General features: G+C 50.8%; 8 protein-coding genes. 3 read left to right on the forward strand and 5 right to left on the reverse strand.

Annotation, left to right across the window (positions count from 1 at the left end):
• Positions 1-6: 6 nt before the first annotated feature.
• From IAE50_RS05840 to IAE50_RS05850, 3 genes are read right to left on the reverse strand one after another with little or no spacing between them, the layout of a single operon-like run.
• Complete coding sequence (locus IAE50_RS05840; RefSeq protein ID WP_200579803.1) at positions 7-768, reverse strand: ABC transporter ATP-binding protein; 762 nt, start codon at positions 766-768, stop codon at positions 7-9.
• Entirely contained in the window at positions 768-1,802 is a 1,035-nt protein-coding gene (locus IAE50_RS05845) for an iron ABC transporter permease (RefSeq protein ID WP_094420563.1), read from the reverse strand. Before IAE50_RS05845 ends, IAE50_RS05840 begins: the two co-directional genes overlap by 1 nt.
• Positions 1,802-2,800: an ABC transporter substrate-binding protein gene (locus IAE50_RS05850; RefSeq protein ID WP_042713934.1), complete on the reverse strand. Its 999-nt coding sequence runs from the start codon at positions 2,798-2,800 to the stop codon at positions 1,802-1,804. The genes IAE50_RS05845 and IAE50_RS05850 overlap by 1 nt, the downstream gene beginning before the upstream one ends.
• Positions 2,801-3,069: 269 nt before the next feature.
• Here IAE50_RS05850 and IAE50_RS05855 point away from each other — a divergent pair, with 269 nt between their 5' ends.
• The 3 genes from IAE50_RS05855 (at position 3,070) to IAE50_RS05865 (ending at position 5,774) form a co-directional block, all read left to right on the forward strand.
• Positions 3,070-4,608, forward strand: a complete 1,539-nt coding sequence (locus IAE50_RS05855; protein ID WP_200579804.1) for a methyl-accepting chemotaxis protein — start codon at positions 3,070-3,072, stop codon at positions 4,606-4,608.
• A gap of 225 nt (positions 4,609-4,833) precedes the next feature.
• Positions 4,834-5,373, forward strand: a complete 540-nt coding sequence (locus tag IAE50_RS05860; protein ID WP_232045515.1) for a type IV secretion protein Rhs — start codon at positions 4,834-4,836, stop codon at positions 5,371-5,373.
• Between the two features lie 2 nt (positions 5,374-5,375).
• Complete coding sequence (locus tag IAE50_RS05865; RefSeq protein WP_200134098.1) at positions 5,376-5,774, forward strand: putative T6SS immunity periplasmic lipoprotein; 399 nt, start codon at positions 5,376-5,378, stop codon at positions 5,772-5,774.
• Here IAE50_RS05865 and IAE50_RS05870 read toward each other — a convergent pair.
• Both IAE50_RS05870 and IAE50_RS05875 read right to left on the reverse strand, forming a co-directional pair.
• A complete protein-coding gene (locus IAE50_RS05870; protein ID WP_200579805.1) occupies positions 5,763-11,090 on the reverse strand; it encodes a hypothetical protein in 5,328 nt (1,775 codons plus the stop codon). The genes IAE50_RS05865 and IAE50_RS05870 overlap by 12 nt on opposite strands.
• Positions 11,091-11,275: 185 nt before the next feature.
• Positions 11,276-15,085 (reverse strand): hypothetical protein, encoded by a 3,810-nt coding sequence (locus tag IAE50_RS05875; RefSeq protein ID WP_200579806.1) that lies wholly within the window; start codon positions 15,083-15,085, stop codon positions 11,276-11,278.
• Positions 15,086-15,106: the final 21 nt, after the last annotated feature.

Here is a 15,106-nt window from a genome sequence, read left to right on the forward strand (position 1 = left end):
CTGACGTCAGGCGATGAAGTGGATATGGTTTTTGTCATGGCAGGGCGATGGCGTGATTTTCGCCTTCACGCGAAATACCTCCCACAGCAGATCTTCGGTGAGGATCGCCTGCGGCGTTCCGCTCGCCACCACAGTACCGTGCTGCATCACGATCAGGCTGTCGCAAAACATCAGCGCATGGTTGAGATCGTGAATGGCGACGATGCTGGTCACCGGTAGTTCGCTGATAAGCTTCATCAACTGGAGCTGGTGGTGAATATCGAGGTGGTTGGTCGGCTCGTCGAGCAGGATCTCTGACGGCATCTGCGCCAGCGCGCGGGCAATATGGACGCGCTGCCGCTCGCCGCCCGAGAGCGTCAGCCAGCCCTGCTGGCTTTTCTCCAGCATGTCGACGCGTGCCAGCGCCGCGGAGATGGTCTCACCATCCTCCGTGCTCCAGCTGGAGAAGGGGGAGTGGTGCGGAATACGCCCCAGTTTGACCACGTCGCGCACGCGCATATTGGCATCGGTCATGCCGTGCTGCTCAACGAACGCTACCCGGCGGGCGAGCTGCTTTTTGGGCAGCCGGTGAAGGTTCTGCCCGTCGAGCAATACGCGTCCTTTATGCGGGCGGCGCAGACCCGCCAGCACGCGCAGCAGGGAGGATTTCCCCGAGCCGTTTGGCCCCAGCAGGCCCACCGTTTCGCCACGCGCAACCGTCAGTGAGACATCGTTGACGATCACTTTTTTACCCACCTTCCAGGTGATGTTTTCAGCGGCGATGCTCATTAGCGATTCCTTGAACGGTAAATAATAAAGGCGAAGAACGGCACGCCGACCAGCGCGGTGACGACGCCCACCGGCAGGCTCTGCGGGGCAATCAGCATGCGCGATGCGATATCCGCCAGCACCATCAAAATCGCGCCCGCCAGCGCACAGGCCACCAGCAGCCTGCGGTGCAGCGGCCCAAAGAAGAAGCGCATCATATGCGGCACTACCAGCCCGACAAATCCGATGGAGCCAGCCATGCTGACAATGGTGGCGGTGATCAGCGCCGTGGTGGTAAACAGCGCGAGGCGCACCCACGGCACGGCGATACCTAACGAGGCCGCCGCATCATCACCGAAGGTGAAGGCATCCAGCGCCCGCGAGTAGTAGAGGCAGATCGCCAGACCAATCAGCACCACGATCAGCACCAGCTGGAACTCCGGCCAGCGTACGCCGCTAAAGCTGCCCAGCAGCCAGAACATTACGTCGCGCGCCTGCTGGGCGCTGGCGGAGGTGCTGATGGTATACGCCGTGACAGCGTTAAAGAGCTGCGAAGCGGCCACCCCGGCTAAAATGGTGCGCTCGTTGCCCCCGCGTGCGCCGTTGGTGAGAAACGCGACAAAAGCAAAGGCGGCGAAGGCTCCGGCAAAAGCGCCCGCCGAGAGCGATACCGCACCCGCGCCAAGACCGAGCACCACCACGGAGACCGCACCGGTCGATGCGCCCGCCGAGACACCGAGCACGTACGGCTCGGCCAGGGCGTTTTTCAGCAGGCTTTGCAGCACCGCGCCGCAAATCGCCAGCCCGGCGCCACAACAGGCAGCGACCAGCGAGCGGCTGAGGCGGAAATCCCAGATCACGCTTTCATAGATGCGGTTGAGCGGCTCGGCGGTGAGCCCAAGCTTATTGCCAATCGCATAGAAAACGCTGGGTAACGGAATTGCCAGCTCACCGACGCTGGCTCCTACCGCAATCACCACCACCAGCAGCACAACGGCAAGCAGCGCGGCACTACTTAACCACAACGTTTGTCGCGTTGGGTGCAACGCTGCCATCAATTAAGCCCCATCTTTCTCAGCTGTTCAGCAACCTGCTCTGCGCCGTAGATGGTGCGAATGGTGGGGTTCATCGCCTGTCCATCCATCACCACGATATGGCCTTTTTTCACTGCCTCAAGCTGGCTGACGGCGGGATCGCTCTTCAGAAACTTAATCTTCTCCTGGGCGTTATCCAGCGCCCAGCGGTTGCGGTCGAGGCTGGAGACGACAATCACATCCGGGTTAGCGGCAATAATGCTCTCCCAGCCAACGGTCGGCCACTCAGTTTCGGTGGTGATGGCGTTATGGCCGCCGAGCACATTGGCGATAAAGCCGGAGGCGCTGTTTTTGCCGCCGACGTAGGCGTCAGCAGAAGGGGATGAGCTGGAGAACCAGAAGACGAAGGAGAGATCTTTTTTGTTTTTACCAAACTCTTTACGCAGATCGGCTTCGCGCTTTTTGAAGTCGGCAACCAGCGCCTGGCCGCGATCTTCAACGTTAAAGATCTTCGCGAAATCCTCGATCTCCTGGTAGAGGTAGGTCATGTCCCACAGCTTCTGGCGGCTGCCGTACATATCGCCGGTGCCCTTTTTGGTGGCGCACATGCCCGGTGACATATAGCTGTTAACGCCGACGGTGGCGAGATCTTCGCGCTTCGCCACTTTACTCTCTGGCCCCAGCAGCAGCGGTGATTGCGCGGCAACGAAATCCGGGGTTTGCGCCAGCACCGACTCCAGCGTCGGGATCTCTACCGTCAGGGTTTTGATCTTCGCATTTTTGTCCGCCAGCTGCGGCAGGACTTTGGTCGGCCAGAAGGCGGTGGCGGCGATTTTATCCTCTAAGCCGAGCAGCAGCAGGATCTCGGCGGTGTTTTGCCCTAACGCGACCACGTGCTCAGGGGCTTTGGTGAAGGTCTCTTTGTAGCCGCAGTTTTCAAGGGTGAGGGGATATGTGGTGGCATAAGCAGAACTTAATGAGGCAAGCGCCAGCCCCAGCGCGCAGAGAACCTTCTTCATTCAACACTATCCTTCATTAACATTATGGTGATTTATGGGATCATCGAAATAGTTTCGCAATGATAATGAATCCTATTACGAATGCGAGATCTTCTTTGCGCGAAGGGTTCAAATTTGTTTTATGAATGAATTTTTGAGGATTCATATTTAGTGTAAATATGATTATTTAATTTAAATTTCGCTCCCTTTTGGTCGATAACTCTTTTAAGGCAATTCGCATTTTATGCGGTGCCACATCGTTTTGTCGCTCTATCACCCAAGGGATCACTATGTCAGTCAGGCGTTTTTCATTGCTCGTTTTTGGTCTGTTACTCTCTATCTTCCTTATCAGCTCCGCGTCTAACCTCTGGTCGCTTACCCGCAGTAACGACTCGCTGGATAACGTAAACAAAGAGATCCGCGTGGTGCTGTCGGTCATCGATCCGATTAACCATAGCCGTACCCTGCGCGTACGCCTGATGGAGGCGATGATTAACGCCTCGCTGGGCGATAGCCAGAAAGCCCAGGCCTCCCTTGAGAGCGCCAATGAGGTGATGCAAAAAGCTTCGTCGGCGTTCAATAACTATCTCGCCGCGCCGCGCGTTGCCGGTGAAGATGCGCTTGCTACGCCGTATCGCCGGGCCTGGCAGAACTATGTTGATAACGGCTTACGTCCGCTGATGGATGCCGCGAAAAACAACGACACCGCGCGCTTTAACCAGCTGGTCAGCACTACCATTCCTCAGCTGGATCGTCAGTTCGAGATCACCCTTGATAACCTGCTGGCGTTCCGTGAAAAGTATGCCCAGCAGCTGAACAATGAGGCGCAGAGCCGCTTCGTTAACGGCATGGTGACCCTCGGCGTCTTTGCGCTGCTGTTTACGCTGATCATTGTGGGGATCTTTATCCTGCTGCGTCGTCGTGTGCTGTCACCGCTGGATGCCGCGCGCCTGCACTGCCAGAAAATGGCGGCGGGCGAACTGAATCTGCCGGTGGTTTCCAACTCGAAAGATGAGATCGGCGGCATGATGAGCGCGCTGGAGCAGATGCGTCTCTCGCTGGTGCAGATCATCTCTCAGGTGCGTAACTCCAGCCAGAGCGTGGCTTACGCCGCAGAAGAGATCGCCGCGGGTAACACCGATCTGTCGGCGCGTACCGAAGAGCAGGCCGCCTCGCTGGGGCAGACCGCTGCCAGCATGGAAGAGCTGACCTCAACCGTGAAACACACCTCTGAAAACACTCAGCAGGCCAACAGCCTGGCGGGGAATATGCGCAGCGCGGCGCAAGAGGGGAATGCGATTGTTGAAGAAGCCGTGGTGTCGATGAAGGAGATCGAAACCAGCTCCGGCAAGATCGGCACCATTATCGGCATCATTGAAGATATTGCATTCCAGACCAATATCCTGGCGCTTAACGCCGCCGTCGAAGCCGCGCGCGCAGGCGAGCAGGGGCGTGGTTTTGCGGTGGTGGCAACCGAAGTGCGCAACCTCGCGCAGCGCTCCTCCGTGGCGGCGAAGGAGATCAAAGAGCTTATTGAACTCTCTGGCCGTCAGGTGCTGGTGGGCAGCGATCGCGTTACCAGCGCAGGCGAGAGCATGCAGCGTATTATCAACTCGGTGAAGCAGGTTTCCGAACTGATGTCGGAAATCGCGCTCTCCACCGGCGAGCAGAGCCGTGGGATCGATCAGATCAACCTCGCGGTGGCGCAGATGGATACCGTGACCCAGCAGAACGCCGCGCTGGTTGAAGAAGCCTCTGCCGCAGCCTACTCGCTGAAAGAGCAGTCTCAGCTGCTGGAAGAGGCGGTAGCGGTGTTTAAGCTCAGCTAATCAGGTGCTGCCGTTAACTTGAGGCCAGCCATGTTATGTGGCTGGCTTTTTTTATGGGCTTTTTATATTTTTCTGGCAATTAATATAGGGCCGTAACTTAAAAATTCATCTAACGCATCAATATAAAAAATAATCTGAATTTTAGTTTTCTGCTTATTCCCTCTGCGCAGCGGTGACGAGATTTATTGATAATCCTGCGCTGTTATTTTTGAAAGGGAATAAATGATGACTACAGGACGTAGAGAGGGAACATTGCGTCTGATGACGCTCGGTGAAATTGCCATGGCACGTCAATTTTACGGCGATGCGATTGTATATAGCCGCGTCTGGATCCACTGCGAAAGCTACTTCCCGTTTGGGCTGCAGCATCCGGATTATGTTATGGCGCCGAATGGGGAGATTTGGTACAGAAAAGAGCGTTATAGAGATGACTTTTCTTTGCCTTCTACGACCCTGCAAGAAAAACATACCTTCATCCATGAGTTAGGGCACGTGTGGCAGCATCAGCATGGTCAATGGGTGCGCATCCGAGGAGCTTTTAGCTGGGCAGCAAATTATTTTTATCAACTCGACAGAGAAAAGCTTACAGATTATTCCCTTGAGCAACAGGCCTCTATTCTGGCGGATTACTGGTTGCTTCATATTCATGGTATTAATGTTTGGCAGCTATTTCAGAAACATAATCAACCAGGACGATATTGCGGAAAAGATGATATTCGTGATATCCCGACGCTGTATCGAAAAATCATTACAGGCAGAGGGTAAGGATGATGAGAGCAAGTTTGCTATTGATGGGCGTGTGCATGCTATCTGGCTGCATCGGTTTTCTTGACAAAATGACACGAGAAGTGCCGACAAATCTATTTTTGATGAATCATGAAGTTTGCGCAGTCTCGATCATGAAACCCGGCGAAAAGATGGTCTCGGCTGAGATTTTCAGTACTGATGAAGGAAAGCGTTTTGAACTCTTCCCGGATAAGCCGCGTTATATTGCTGCGGGTGATTGCCTGCCCATGTTTAGCACTGCATTCAGGGCAGGGGAAAAATATGCTTACTACTGGAACGTTGTACCTGTCAAAGGTGATGCCTACCTCATCACTGCCCAATTTACCCTTTCCATCGATAGCGCAGGGCATCTTTCAGTGAGCGATACCTCAATCCGCTGACTGGCTTTCAAGATATTTATCCACCAGATTCGCGGTATAAGTGCTGGCCATCAGAATATCCCAGCAACGCATGGCAAAGGTTTCATCATCAGGAATAGTTTCTCCGACGAGGGTGTTGAGTTCATTCTCTGTCACGGACAGCCCGCTTTTGTACTCAGGGTAATCTTTCATGAATTGCCCGACTGTCGTGTCGCCATTTGCCAGTTTTGCAACATCCTCGAGCGTATTATCAAAACGACTGGTGACAAGAGGCACTCCCTTCGCCGGGGCTTTCCGCGGTAGGCGCAGTAGCCTGACCCACAAATCGTGGTTGCGGCTTTGCTGTTTTATCATTTTCTCTACTTCGATGGTTGTCAGGTCACCCGGGAGGTAAGTCCTGGCCCGGGTAAAAAAGCTTCTGGTATCACGCATTCTTTCGCTGAAGTAAAAAGGATAGGCCGTCACTTTTTTGTTCAGGATATTCGCCAGAACTTTGCCGGTGGGTAACGAGCCAAAGGCGCTAAAACAGGAGTTAAGCCTGATTTCTTTTATTTTCGACCAGTCCACTTTGGATGTTTCACGCAGCCCCAGGCCACGAATCACCTCTGCAAGCTCAGAGGCATCCATCGCATTAACGCCCGATGCAGCACCATGTGCCGTAATGATTAATTGATTGCCGTTAACGACAAAACTGGCGTCCTGTCCCAGCAGCGACTTCATGCGAAGATTAGTCGGTGAGATATTACCGGCATAGACTTTGCGGTTTTTAAAAATCTCATCGGAGAACTGTTCTGCTTTGACAATAGCTTTATTGATTGGCAGACCCGCATCCAGATGTCCGGGGTTGACCATAAAAAACTCACCGTTACCCAGGCTGTACATGACATGTCTTGACGATGAGGCATCGGATGTCTTATCAAAAATGATCAATTGACCTTTGGGCACGTTTGCCAGCTGTTTTTTCTTAATCAGGACGGCATTCGTTAATAAGTTGGTTACGGGCTGATGAACAACGCCAGTGGTGGTAGTGGATAACAGGGGCGTTAATAGATCTTTCAAAGCCCTGGCCTGCTCTTCTGCCAGCTCCCCTGATTTGCTGAGAAATTCAGTGGTAGTGGTGGCGATATCGCTGCTGTTCGCTGCCGATAACGGGGCATCTTCTGCAAGAGATTTTAATGAAGGGGAGTCAAGCTGCAGCCCTTTCGGTCTGCCCGCGATAAGCTGCAAGTCTGGTAACTGAGCATTTCCCCTGCGCCTGAACGTCCCGTTCACAAACTCGCCAAGCTGTTCTGCGGTTAATATTCGTTTGCCCTCACCGAGGCTGCTGTTAAGTACGCTATTTTTCACACCGGCGAAGCGGCCATTACCCAGGCTTACCATAATATGGATCGGGCGCGGTCCTTTGGCCGGTAAATTAGGATCAACCTCCATAAACATCAATATTTCGCCCTGTTTTACGTTAAGCAGATTCTCATGACTATTGATGGTGTGACTACTTGCAAAGAGACCATCCACATTGCCTGGGGAGGAGGCGCTAGCGCGCTGGTATTTTGTTGCCTGACGTATGCCGGTACGTAGTGTTATGGCCGGGCCTTTACTTATAAGTTCGGCATTCTCAAGAAGAGTAACCGCATAATCCCAACTGATATCGGATGCCTGGCTTGTTAACCTGCTACGCCTTGCCGCCTCGCGTACAGGATTGGCCTGCTCAATGGTGTCGAATGCCATTTTTTTATTGGTGCTAGCGATGGCAGCAACATCATCGACACTTTTTTTAGGAAAATACCAGATAGGTCGCTTGAGGACCAATGCATTAGGCAGTTGGCTATTGGGCCCGCGCACGAGATAAGGACTATAAGACCCGTAATCTATTTTTACCTTACGCAGTTCGTTCAGGGGATAATCAGCGTATTTTATAAGCTTTCTTTCGGACGTAATATTGGCATACTTTTGAGCCCACATTTCCTCGGGCATAATGATTGGGCCGCTTAACTCTGGATAGAGTCCATTAAACTGTCCGGCAGTAATATCAAAAGCGTAATCTCTGCCTTTTTTTGTACCGATCAGCACGAAATGATTGGTTGCTGAAGTATCCATGCCGTTAACAAAAAAAGCCATGCCCCGGCATCTGATGTTTGTAAAATCCTTTTTTTTCATAAAAGTAGCCATGGTTGTAATAACAAGTTCACATTTTTCAGACGGGGATAATATTGCGCCACTTAATCCGCCGGTTTTTTTTATTTCTTCAAGATATGCTGCGGCATTAACATCTGGAGTACTGATAATATTTTCAAAGACTTTTTCCTCTTTTAATCCTTCTCTCATCGGTTGCTCACCCATAGTAACCAGTGGGTACTTTATTTCACCGCCACGTAACCCACCATAATTTTTATTTATTACCCAGTTGCCATCTTCTAAGATAACCGGTTCACCATAACTAAAACGCCCTGGATTATTAGGGTCAACAGTTCGCCAGGTGTGCGCATAATCATCCCAGCGTATTTGGTAAAGGTTACCATCAGATTTAATAAAATAATTCCCATTCATTACACTATCAGCTGGTTTGGTATAAACGTCAGTGCCGTGTATATGAGTCTTTGACAAATCATCAAGCGAAATACTTGTGTTTATGTATTTATCAGGAATGCCTCTGCTCTTTACTGCTCCATGGAAATCAGCGTTAATGATATTGCTAAGGCCAGCGGTAAGTTTCTTTTTAGTGAAAGAGATCTTTGATAAATCGCCTAAAGTAACAGGTGAAACAAGATCAATGAGTGCATTGGCGCTGATTTTCGCGAGCCCCGATGCGTTGATGAGGCCTTGTTTGCCCATCTGTTTAATTACATATTTCTGCAAGCCCTTTCCTGCTAACCCAATTTTTCTCCCTTCACCAATTATTTTACCCATCCCCTTTGCATTTTTAAGCAGTGAAGCCGTTTTAGTTCCCGCCTGGGAAGCAACAAAGCAAATGCTTACGACATCAAGAATAATTGAAGTAGCATCAACCTTGTGCTCTGGGTCATTTATTGAACCACGTATCTCAGCATAAAAAGGAATGACTATGTTAGCGATTTTCTCAAATAGTGACGACTGGTATAAGGACGTTTTTCGATTTGTGGCGGAGCGGTTCAGTACATCATGAAAAGCTTTATTCAGGGTTTCTAATAGTGTTTCTTGTGGTTGCTCAGTGTTAAGTGAAAAATCATAGGTCAAACCATAATATGCGCGATCTTTAAAAGGATTGTCATAGGTGATACCATCGCGATCCTTGTATAAGATGTTTTTGATTAAATCTTCGTACTCTTTCTTTTTTCTGGCTTCCACAGTGTGGTATTTGCCAGCCTTTTTGTTTTTATTATTGGGTTCAAAGTTTTTAAGAAAGAAGGATTCGAGGAAAACGGACTCAACCCCGTGATAATGTGTTTTCTCCGGAGTCAGGTTAGCTATTGCTTTTAACCAGATATTTCCCATCATCTCTTCACGAGATAGTACCCGGCTAAAAAGAGATTCAGGGAAAAGAGAGAAGAAAACCCAGCGGCCATCTTCCAGTTCAATAAATAACATTCCGCCGTCATGTTTATCATTAATATTAGTTGACTGTAGTACGTTAAAATAGAAGCGTTTTTTTACCTTAGATGTGATCTCATTCAAAGAGAGATCGGATGACAGGAGGAAGTTTTTGGTATTTTCGCTAGCCTCGTAATTGCTGTATTTTTCCTTGTAGGTGACGAATTGTTGATAATACTCGCTATCAGAGTTGAAGTGTTCGCTACCTAACATGTGTGCTAATGGGGTATACCCTTCTGGCATTTCCTTAATTTTCTTTAGTGGGTTCAATAAATAGGCATCGGAATAATAAACATTAATAATATCATCTATATCCATCGACTTTAGGGTGCGAAAGTTGCCGTTGTTTTTTAATAACCAGTAGAGTAAAGGGGGTAATAAGTGATTAGCTTCAGAGTCATCATCCTCTGGATAATTTTCCTGGTAAATTCTCTCTGCTTCTTTATTGCTCCATTCTATATCCTGGTAGCTATTTTTCAATGACGGCCACTGAATTGATGACTGCTCGATTTGTTCTATTAATTCCTGGCTCAGCGTATGGCGCTCAATGAGTTGTGCTATCATCGTTTGCGAAATGTTCAATGTTTTTAATTTATCGAGTTCGACTTGGGTATAAGCCTCTGTTGCGGAATTTCTTATGGCAATTTTCTGTAAGGTGAAATCAATTAGTAACTCTTCAGCTATGCTTACATCATCATTAAATCCTGCTAGTTTTTTCTTATCAGCAAGGGCTTTTTTCACATAGTCAATACTGATATTTACCAGACGATAATTTTTGTTATAGTCGTCTATGACTTTTTGGTATTCAGCTTTCCGATCGAGCGTTTGTTTCCTCAGGGTACTGAGTTGTTTGATTCTGGTTTGGTGCGTATTAATTGTTAGCTTAAGGGCGTCTATATTCTCCTGGGCTATTGGTTTATCAATTGATAATGGCCTCTCAAAAAGGAAATCAAGCCAGTAAGATATATCTTTCATGCGGGCAGAGATGGCGTCATATTGTTCTTTAATCTGTCGATCAATAGCCGCAGTGCTGAGTTGGGTAATCTTTTTCCTGGCCTCATCAGCCGCAACTTTAGCTTGTCGTGCGGCATATAAATAAGAACTCTCTTCTGCATCGCTGGAGAACTCTTCTCGATATAAATTGAGTAGATTTTGATTCCAGTTATACTCTTCTTTTTTACTACCCTTATCAGGATTATAATAAGCAATGGATTTTTGTAGTTCTGATACTTTATTACTTAAGGAGATTATATTAACGAGAGCTTCGCTAGCCGGTTTTTCATAGAGTCGATAAAATCCCTGCTCCAGTGCTTTCTGTAAGTTATATAGTAAGTCATCCAGCGATGTGAAATTATCTCGCCATAATATGGAATATAATTTTTCTTGCGTTTCGTTATCAAGCTTAGCATCCTCGATGCTTTTTAGAAGAGTATCGAGATCGAATGCGTCTGATATCAGTTCTTCATCAAAATAGTACCATTGACTGTTCTCCTTGAGGAGAATGAAAAACTTACGAATACCATCGCTAATGATGGTTACCCCTCCTGCATCTGGCGTTATCCAGCTGAAATGCCAGTACCGATTTTGCAGATAGATATAATATTCGCCTGTTTTATCTTGATATACAACGCCCTCTACGCCTGGTCCTGAGCCAGCAGGGCGCACAGACGAATCAACATCCCATTTTTTCATCTCGCCAATTAAATCTGTCGATAATGTGGCAGGCGTTATACTGTTGTCTGTATCATACGCATTATCCTTTGTTTGCAAGGGAATCCATACGCCAGTGGTTTCATTATAATGTACGTTAATATACTCACGCGTGCCGGCTTCATGTATTTTCCAGGTTTTAAGTTTTTCAGAACCACGAAGGAGAATAGATGTGATATGCCAGTAATATCCGTTTACCTGTATATAATGCTGACCCGTGGATTTGTCGAGGAATAACCCGTTATCTAATTTTTGTAATTGTTCGGATGTAACTTTAGCAGCGTTATTAGCACTAAAAAAACCTTGATGTAATCTTCAATGCTAAAATTACCTGCGTTTTTCATAGTCAGGGGTTGTGTGTTAAATGACGGTGCTATCCCCCATTGTTGATTGATTTTCCTTATGTTGATGACTTTTTTCTGCCGAGGGTCATCAAAATTCAAGGTGATAGCCGCTGTTGAACTTCCTGTGATAATGACTGGCCAATAAATACCGTTAAGATAAATATAGTTTTTATGATTTTTACTGTCTGTGTAAATCTGCGACTCTTTACCGCCAGTCATGTTGTTATAATAAAAAGCACTATGGGTTGACCAGCTTTTAACCTCTTTATAAAGTTCAGGTGTTGCTGTGCTGTTAGATAATCCTGCTGAAGAGTCAGCATTTTTGCTAACCTCTTTTTCTGAATTTGTAGTGGATTCGGCACTTTCCTCTTGCGGATTTCCAGGCTTAACAGGAAGGGCGGGATAATTATTTTTTGTATTGTCATTTTCGGCTGCTGACCACGTATTATTTTTGAGATGAACCTCTATTTTTATTTCGCTCTCTCTTTTATAGGGATTTAAAGTGATGACCGCTTTCTGATTCTCTTTGAAATCAATGGGCCAGTATTGTTTATTTATACAAATATAAAAGTTGCCGTCCGCATTATAAACTGCTCCCTCGTGTCCATTTTTGAGGCCGGAGTCCAGGAAGCCACGTCCGGTAGCCAGGTTCTCGACGAGACCTTTTAAACTGCCGGAAACCTGAGAGGAGATAATTTTATTATCCGCCTTATCCGGCGTGGTATTCAGCGCGACGCCCGTCCGGGGCGTTCCACTGTCCGGTGCGAATCTTTTTATCCGACCGCTGCGGGATAATGACGGCACTTTTCTTTTATCGTTTCTGGCCTGGTCGGTGCCAGCGTCTGCAGGCGTTTCGCTCTGCGACGTTGTTGATTCATTCGTCTTGTTACTCGCAATAACTACATCGGCGGTGGCTTCAGCTGCAGTATCGTCTGCGGTTTCAGCTATGGATTGTTCTGTCTCTGAAACATCTTCTTCCTCAATATTCGCCATGCTGGACTGTTGCAGCATGCGGTTAATTCTCTCGCGCCGCGCATTTGCCGCCTGCTCCCAGGCTTTCTGCATCGCACGCTCCGCGCTGGCCCGTACCACCGCGTTAACGCCGGCGTAACCGCCATACGCGAGGCCGAACCACAGCGCTTCCTGCGGCAGGTCGACAACTACTTTTTTTGTCAGCGCTCTGGCGTAGGTTTTTTTACCCCTAATCAGCTGGCTGCCGACGACGGTGGCGGCCACGCCGTACCCGCCTGCGGGTGACAGCGAGAGCGTCAGCCGGAACGCCAGCTTCGACAGCTCCTGATGGATAAGCCGGTCCCGTGCGCTGCGCCCCGGCGGCCCCTCCCCCAGCCGCACGCGGTTCATTGCCCTCAGGCTTTTGTTCAGCGTCCAGCCGGTTCTTGCGCCGCGCAGGGCGACGCGCACGGGCAGGGAAACCGGCCCGGTCAGCAGTTTCAGGCCGCCTGACATCGCCGCTGACAGCGCGCCGGTGAGGATCTTTTTCTCCGCCCAGTGCTGAACATCCGCGGAGATACTGCGGGTGCCCGCGAGGATCTCCTCCGCCGTCGGCGGGTAGACCGTTGTCCCTTCCGCGGTATGCTTTAACGCCATGGCGACGCGTTTCAGCAGGCCCTCTGCCTGCGGATCGTCAGGCCCTGCAAAGTGCTGGCGGTGCTTACTGAGCAGCTCAGTGAATAATTGATCGAAGCGTTCATTTGCGCGGGTGCGCTCATCGCCCGCCAGGCCCGCAAGATAATCCTGGCGCAGCGTCTGCGCCCACTCCGCGATGCCGCGCGCCAGCATGCCGCTGCGGGAGAAGTTATCCGGCGCATGGCCGGTGAGCTGAATGGCCTGCGTTTTGACCTGGTGCTTCAGGGTTTTCAGCGTCATCAGCCACTCACCGGCCTTCTCCTGCAGTGCTTTTCCGCCCTCATGCCCGTGGCCGCTCAGCCGCACGGCGGCGGCGTTCAGCTGACGCCCGAGACCGGCCAGCTGCTCGGCGGCCCGGATCACCGTTTCATCCATGCGTGAAATCGCCTCAGCGCTTCCCGGCACCGGGTGTGCCCGCAGCTCATCACTCAGGGCAAAGTAAAAGTCGTTGAACCAGGTTGTTTCCGCAAGGCGGGTGAGGGGAGAGAGCAGGGCCTCCATCTGCCTGGCGGCATTGTCTGCGATCAGCTGCCAGCGGGCTGTCTCCTCATTAATCCGTTGCGAAACAAGCGTATCCAGCAGGGGTGACTCGCGCGCGTCGGTGATTTCGCGGCTGACGTTTTGCTGCTGCTGTACCGCCTCCTGGCGTACCCAGGCATAACCCGGCAGGAGCCTGAGCCGCCGCTCTGCCTGCTGAATCTCATCAAGCAGAAGCAGGGCGGTGTTGCTGATGGCCTGGCGGGTGCCTTCGCTGAGGGCAGGGGCTCGTTGCAGGGTATGTTTCGTTTTTGACGCTGCCCGGCTGACTTTGCTGCCGGAGGTTTTCGCCAGCCAGACAGAGGTTGCCCTGACCGCACGCCCTTTTTTGCGCCCCCTGTCCCAGACCACTTTTTTAATTTTGCCCGTTAACCCGGACTCTTCCCTCTGCGCAGGCCGGGGGGCAGCTGGCGCAGGCTCTGTGCGCTGTTTTTCCTGTAAAAGACGCACGGCAACCGAGCCCAGTGCATCCGCCAGCGGCACCATGCTCCCGGCAAGCCTGGCGCGCGCGGAGCCGCCGCCGCGGGCGGTTGCATACACGGCGGCAATCAGCGGATTGCCTGTCAGCGCACCGGCGTCCGGCCGGGCATCAACCGCCCGCAGATAACGGGCATACTGCTGATAGCCCTGGCTCCAGTGCATCAGCTGCTCCGGGTGCATCTGCCCGGTACCGGACTCCGTGAGCAGCACATCCAGTGCGGCGCGGCGTGCTTCCCGCGCGCCCTGAATTAAGGTGTCTGCCCGGGACTGTAAATGGGCCGCCAGCCGCTGGCGGGTCAGGCGGCTTTCCGCGACCAGCGAGGCTTTTAAAAGACTGAATTTTTTATACTCCGCGCTGAGCGCACTGCTTTGTGAGAACAGAATACTGTCGAGTTTCTGCCGGCTTTTCTCGCGCTCTGTGCCCTGCTGCGGAAAAAGTTGCTCAGCCGCACGGGTGACCAGCTGCCCGCGCGCTTCGCGCGCCGTCTGCTCAGCCTCTTCCTCCCAGTTCAGCGAGCTGACTTTGCGGATGGCGCTGAGGTCATCCAGCGCGGCGCGCAGATGCTGAAGAACGTCGTCTGATGCCTGGAGCAGATCCGGAGAGAGCGCCTCTTCTGAGCTGACAACGGCACTGAGCGTGTCGACAAATCGCCGGGCGGGTTTACGCAGCGCTTCAGGAATATTCAGCCGCTCGTTTTGCAGCATCTCCCGGAGGTTCTGCAGCGCGTTTCTGTCCGGACTGATCGCGTTATAACCCTTCGCGTGGAATTCGATCAGCTGAGGCAGTTTTTTATTTAACGCCTCTTCAATAACATCCCTCAGCTGCTGTTTTTTATTTTCATCGGGCGGGGTGCCATTATTAACCGGGCGGCCTGATGACTGGAGAGTAATATCGTCTGAGTCGTCCAGAAAAAGCTCATAAATATCAGCGGCAGGCTGTGAATAATCATTTTTAAATGCTGTCTCCGGCAGCGCGGTATCAAAACGATCGGCCAGTTCGCTTGTGGTGTCGGGCATATTTCTGGGAAGGATATCGTAATCGGACATAGTAAGCCCCTGATAATCATT

Source organism: Kosakonia sp. S42 (genome assembly GCF_016624785.1).
Taxonomy (GTDB): domain Bacteria; phylum Pseudomonadota; class Gammaproteobacteria; order Enterobacterales; family Enterobacteriaceae; genus Kosakonia; species Kosakonia cowanii.

Excerpts from the sequence above, each read along its gene's own strand:
- IAE50_RS05875 (WP_200579806.1), bottom strand. The coding sequence starts at position 15,085 with ATGTCCGATTACGATATCCTTCCCAGAAATATGCCCGACACCACAAGC.
- IAE50_RS05845 (WP_094420563.1), bottom strand. The coding sequence starts at position 1,802 with ATGGCAGCGTTGCACCCAACGCGACAAACGTTGTGGTTAAGTAGTGCC.
- IAE50_RS05850 (WP_042713934.1), bottom strand. The coding sequence starts at position 2,800 with ATGAAGAAGGTTCTCTGCGCGCTGGGGCTGGCGCTTGCCTCATTAAGT.
- IAE50_RS05855 (WP_200579804.1), top strand. The coding sequence starts at position 3,070 with ATGTCAGTCAGGCGTTTTTCATTGCTCGTTTTTGGTCTGTTACTCTCT.
- IAE50_RS05865 (WP_200134098.1), top strand. The coding sequence starts at position 5,376 with ATGATGAGAGCAAGTTTGCTATTGATGGGCGTGTGCATGCTATCTGGC.
- IAE50_RS05860 (WP_232045515.1), top strand. The coding sequence starts at position 4,834 with ATGACTACAGGACGTAGAGAGGGAACATTGCGTCTGATGACGCTCGGT.
- IAE50_RS05840 (WP_200579803.1), bottom strand. The coding sequence starts at position 768 with ATGAGCATCGCCGCTGAAAACATCACCTGGAAGGTGGGTAAAAAAGTG.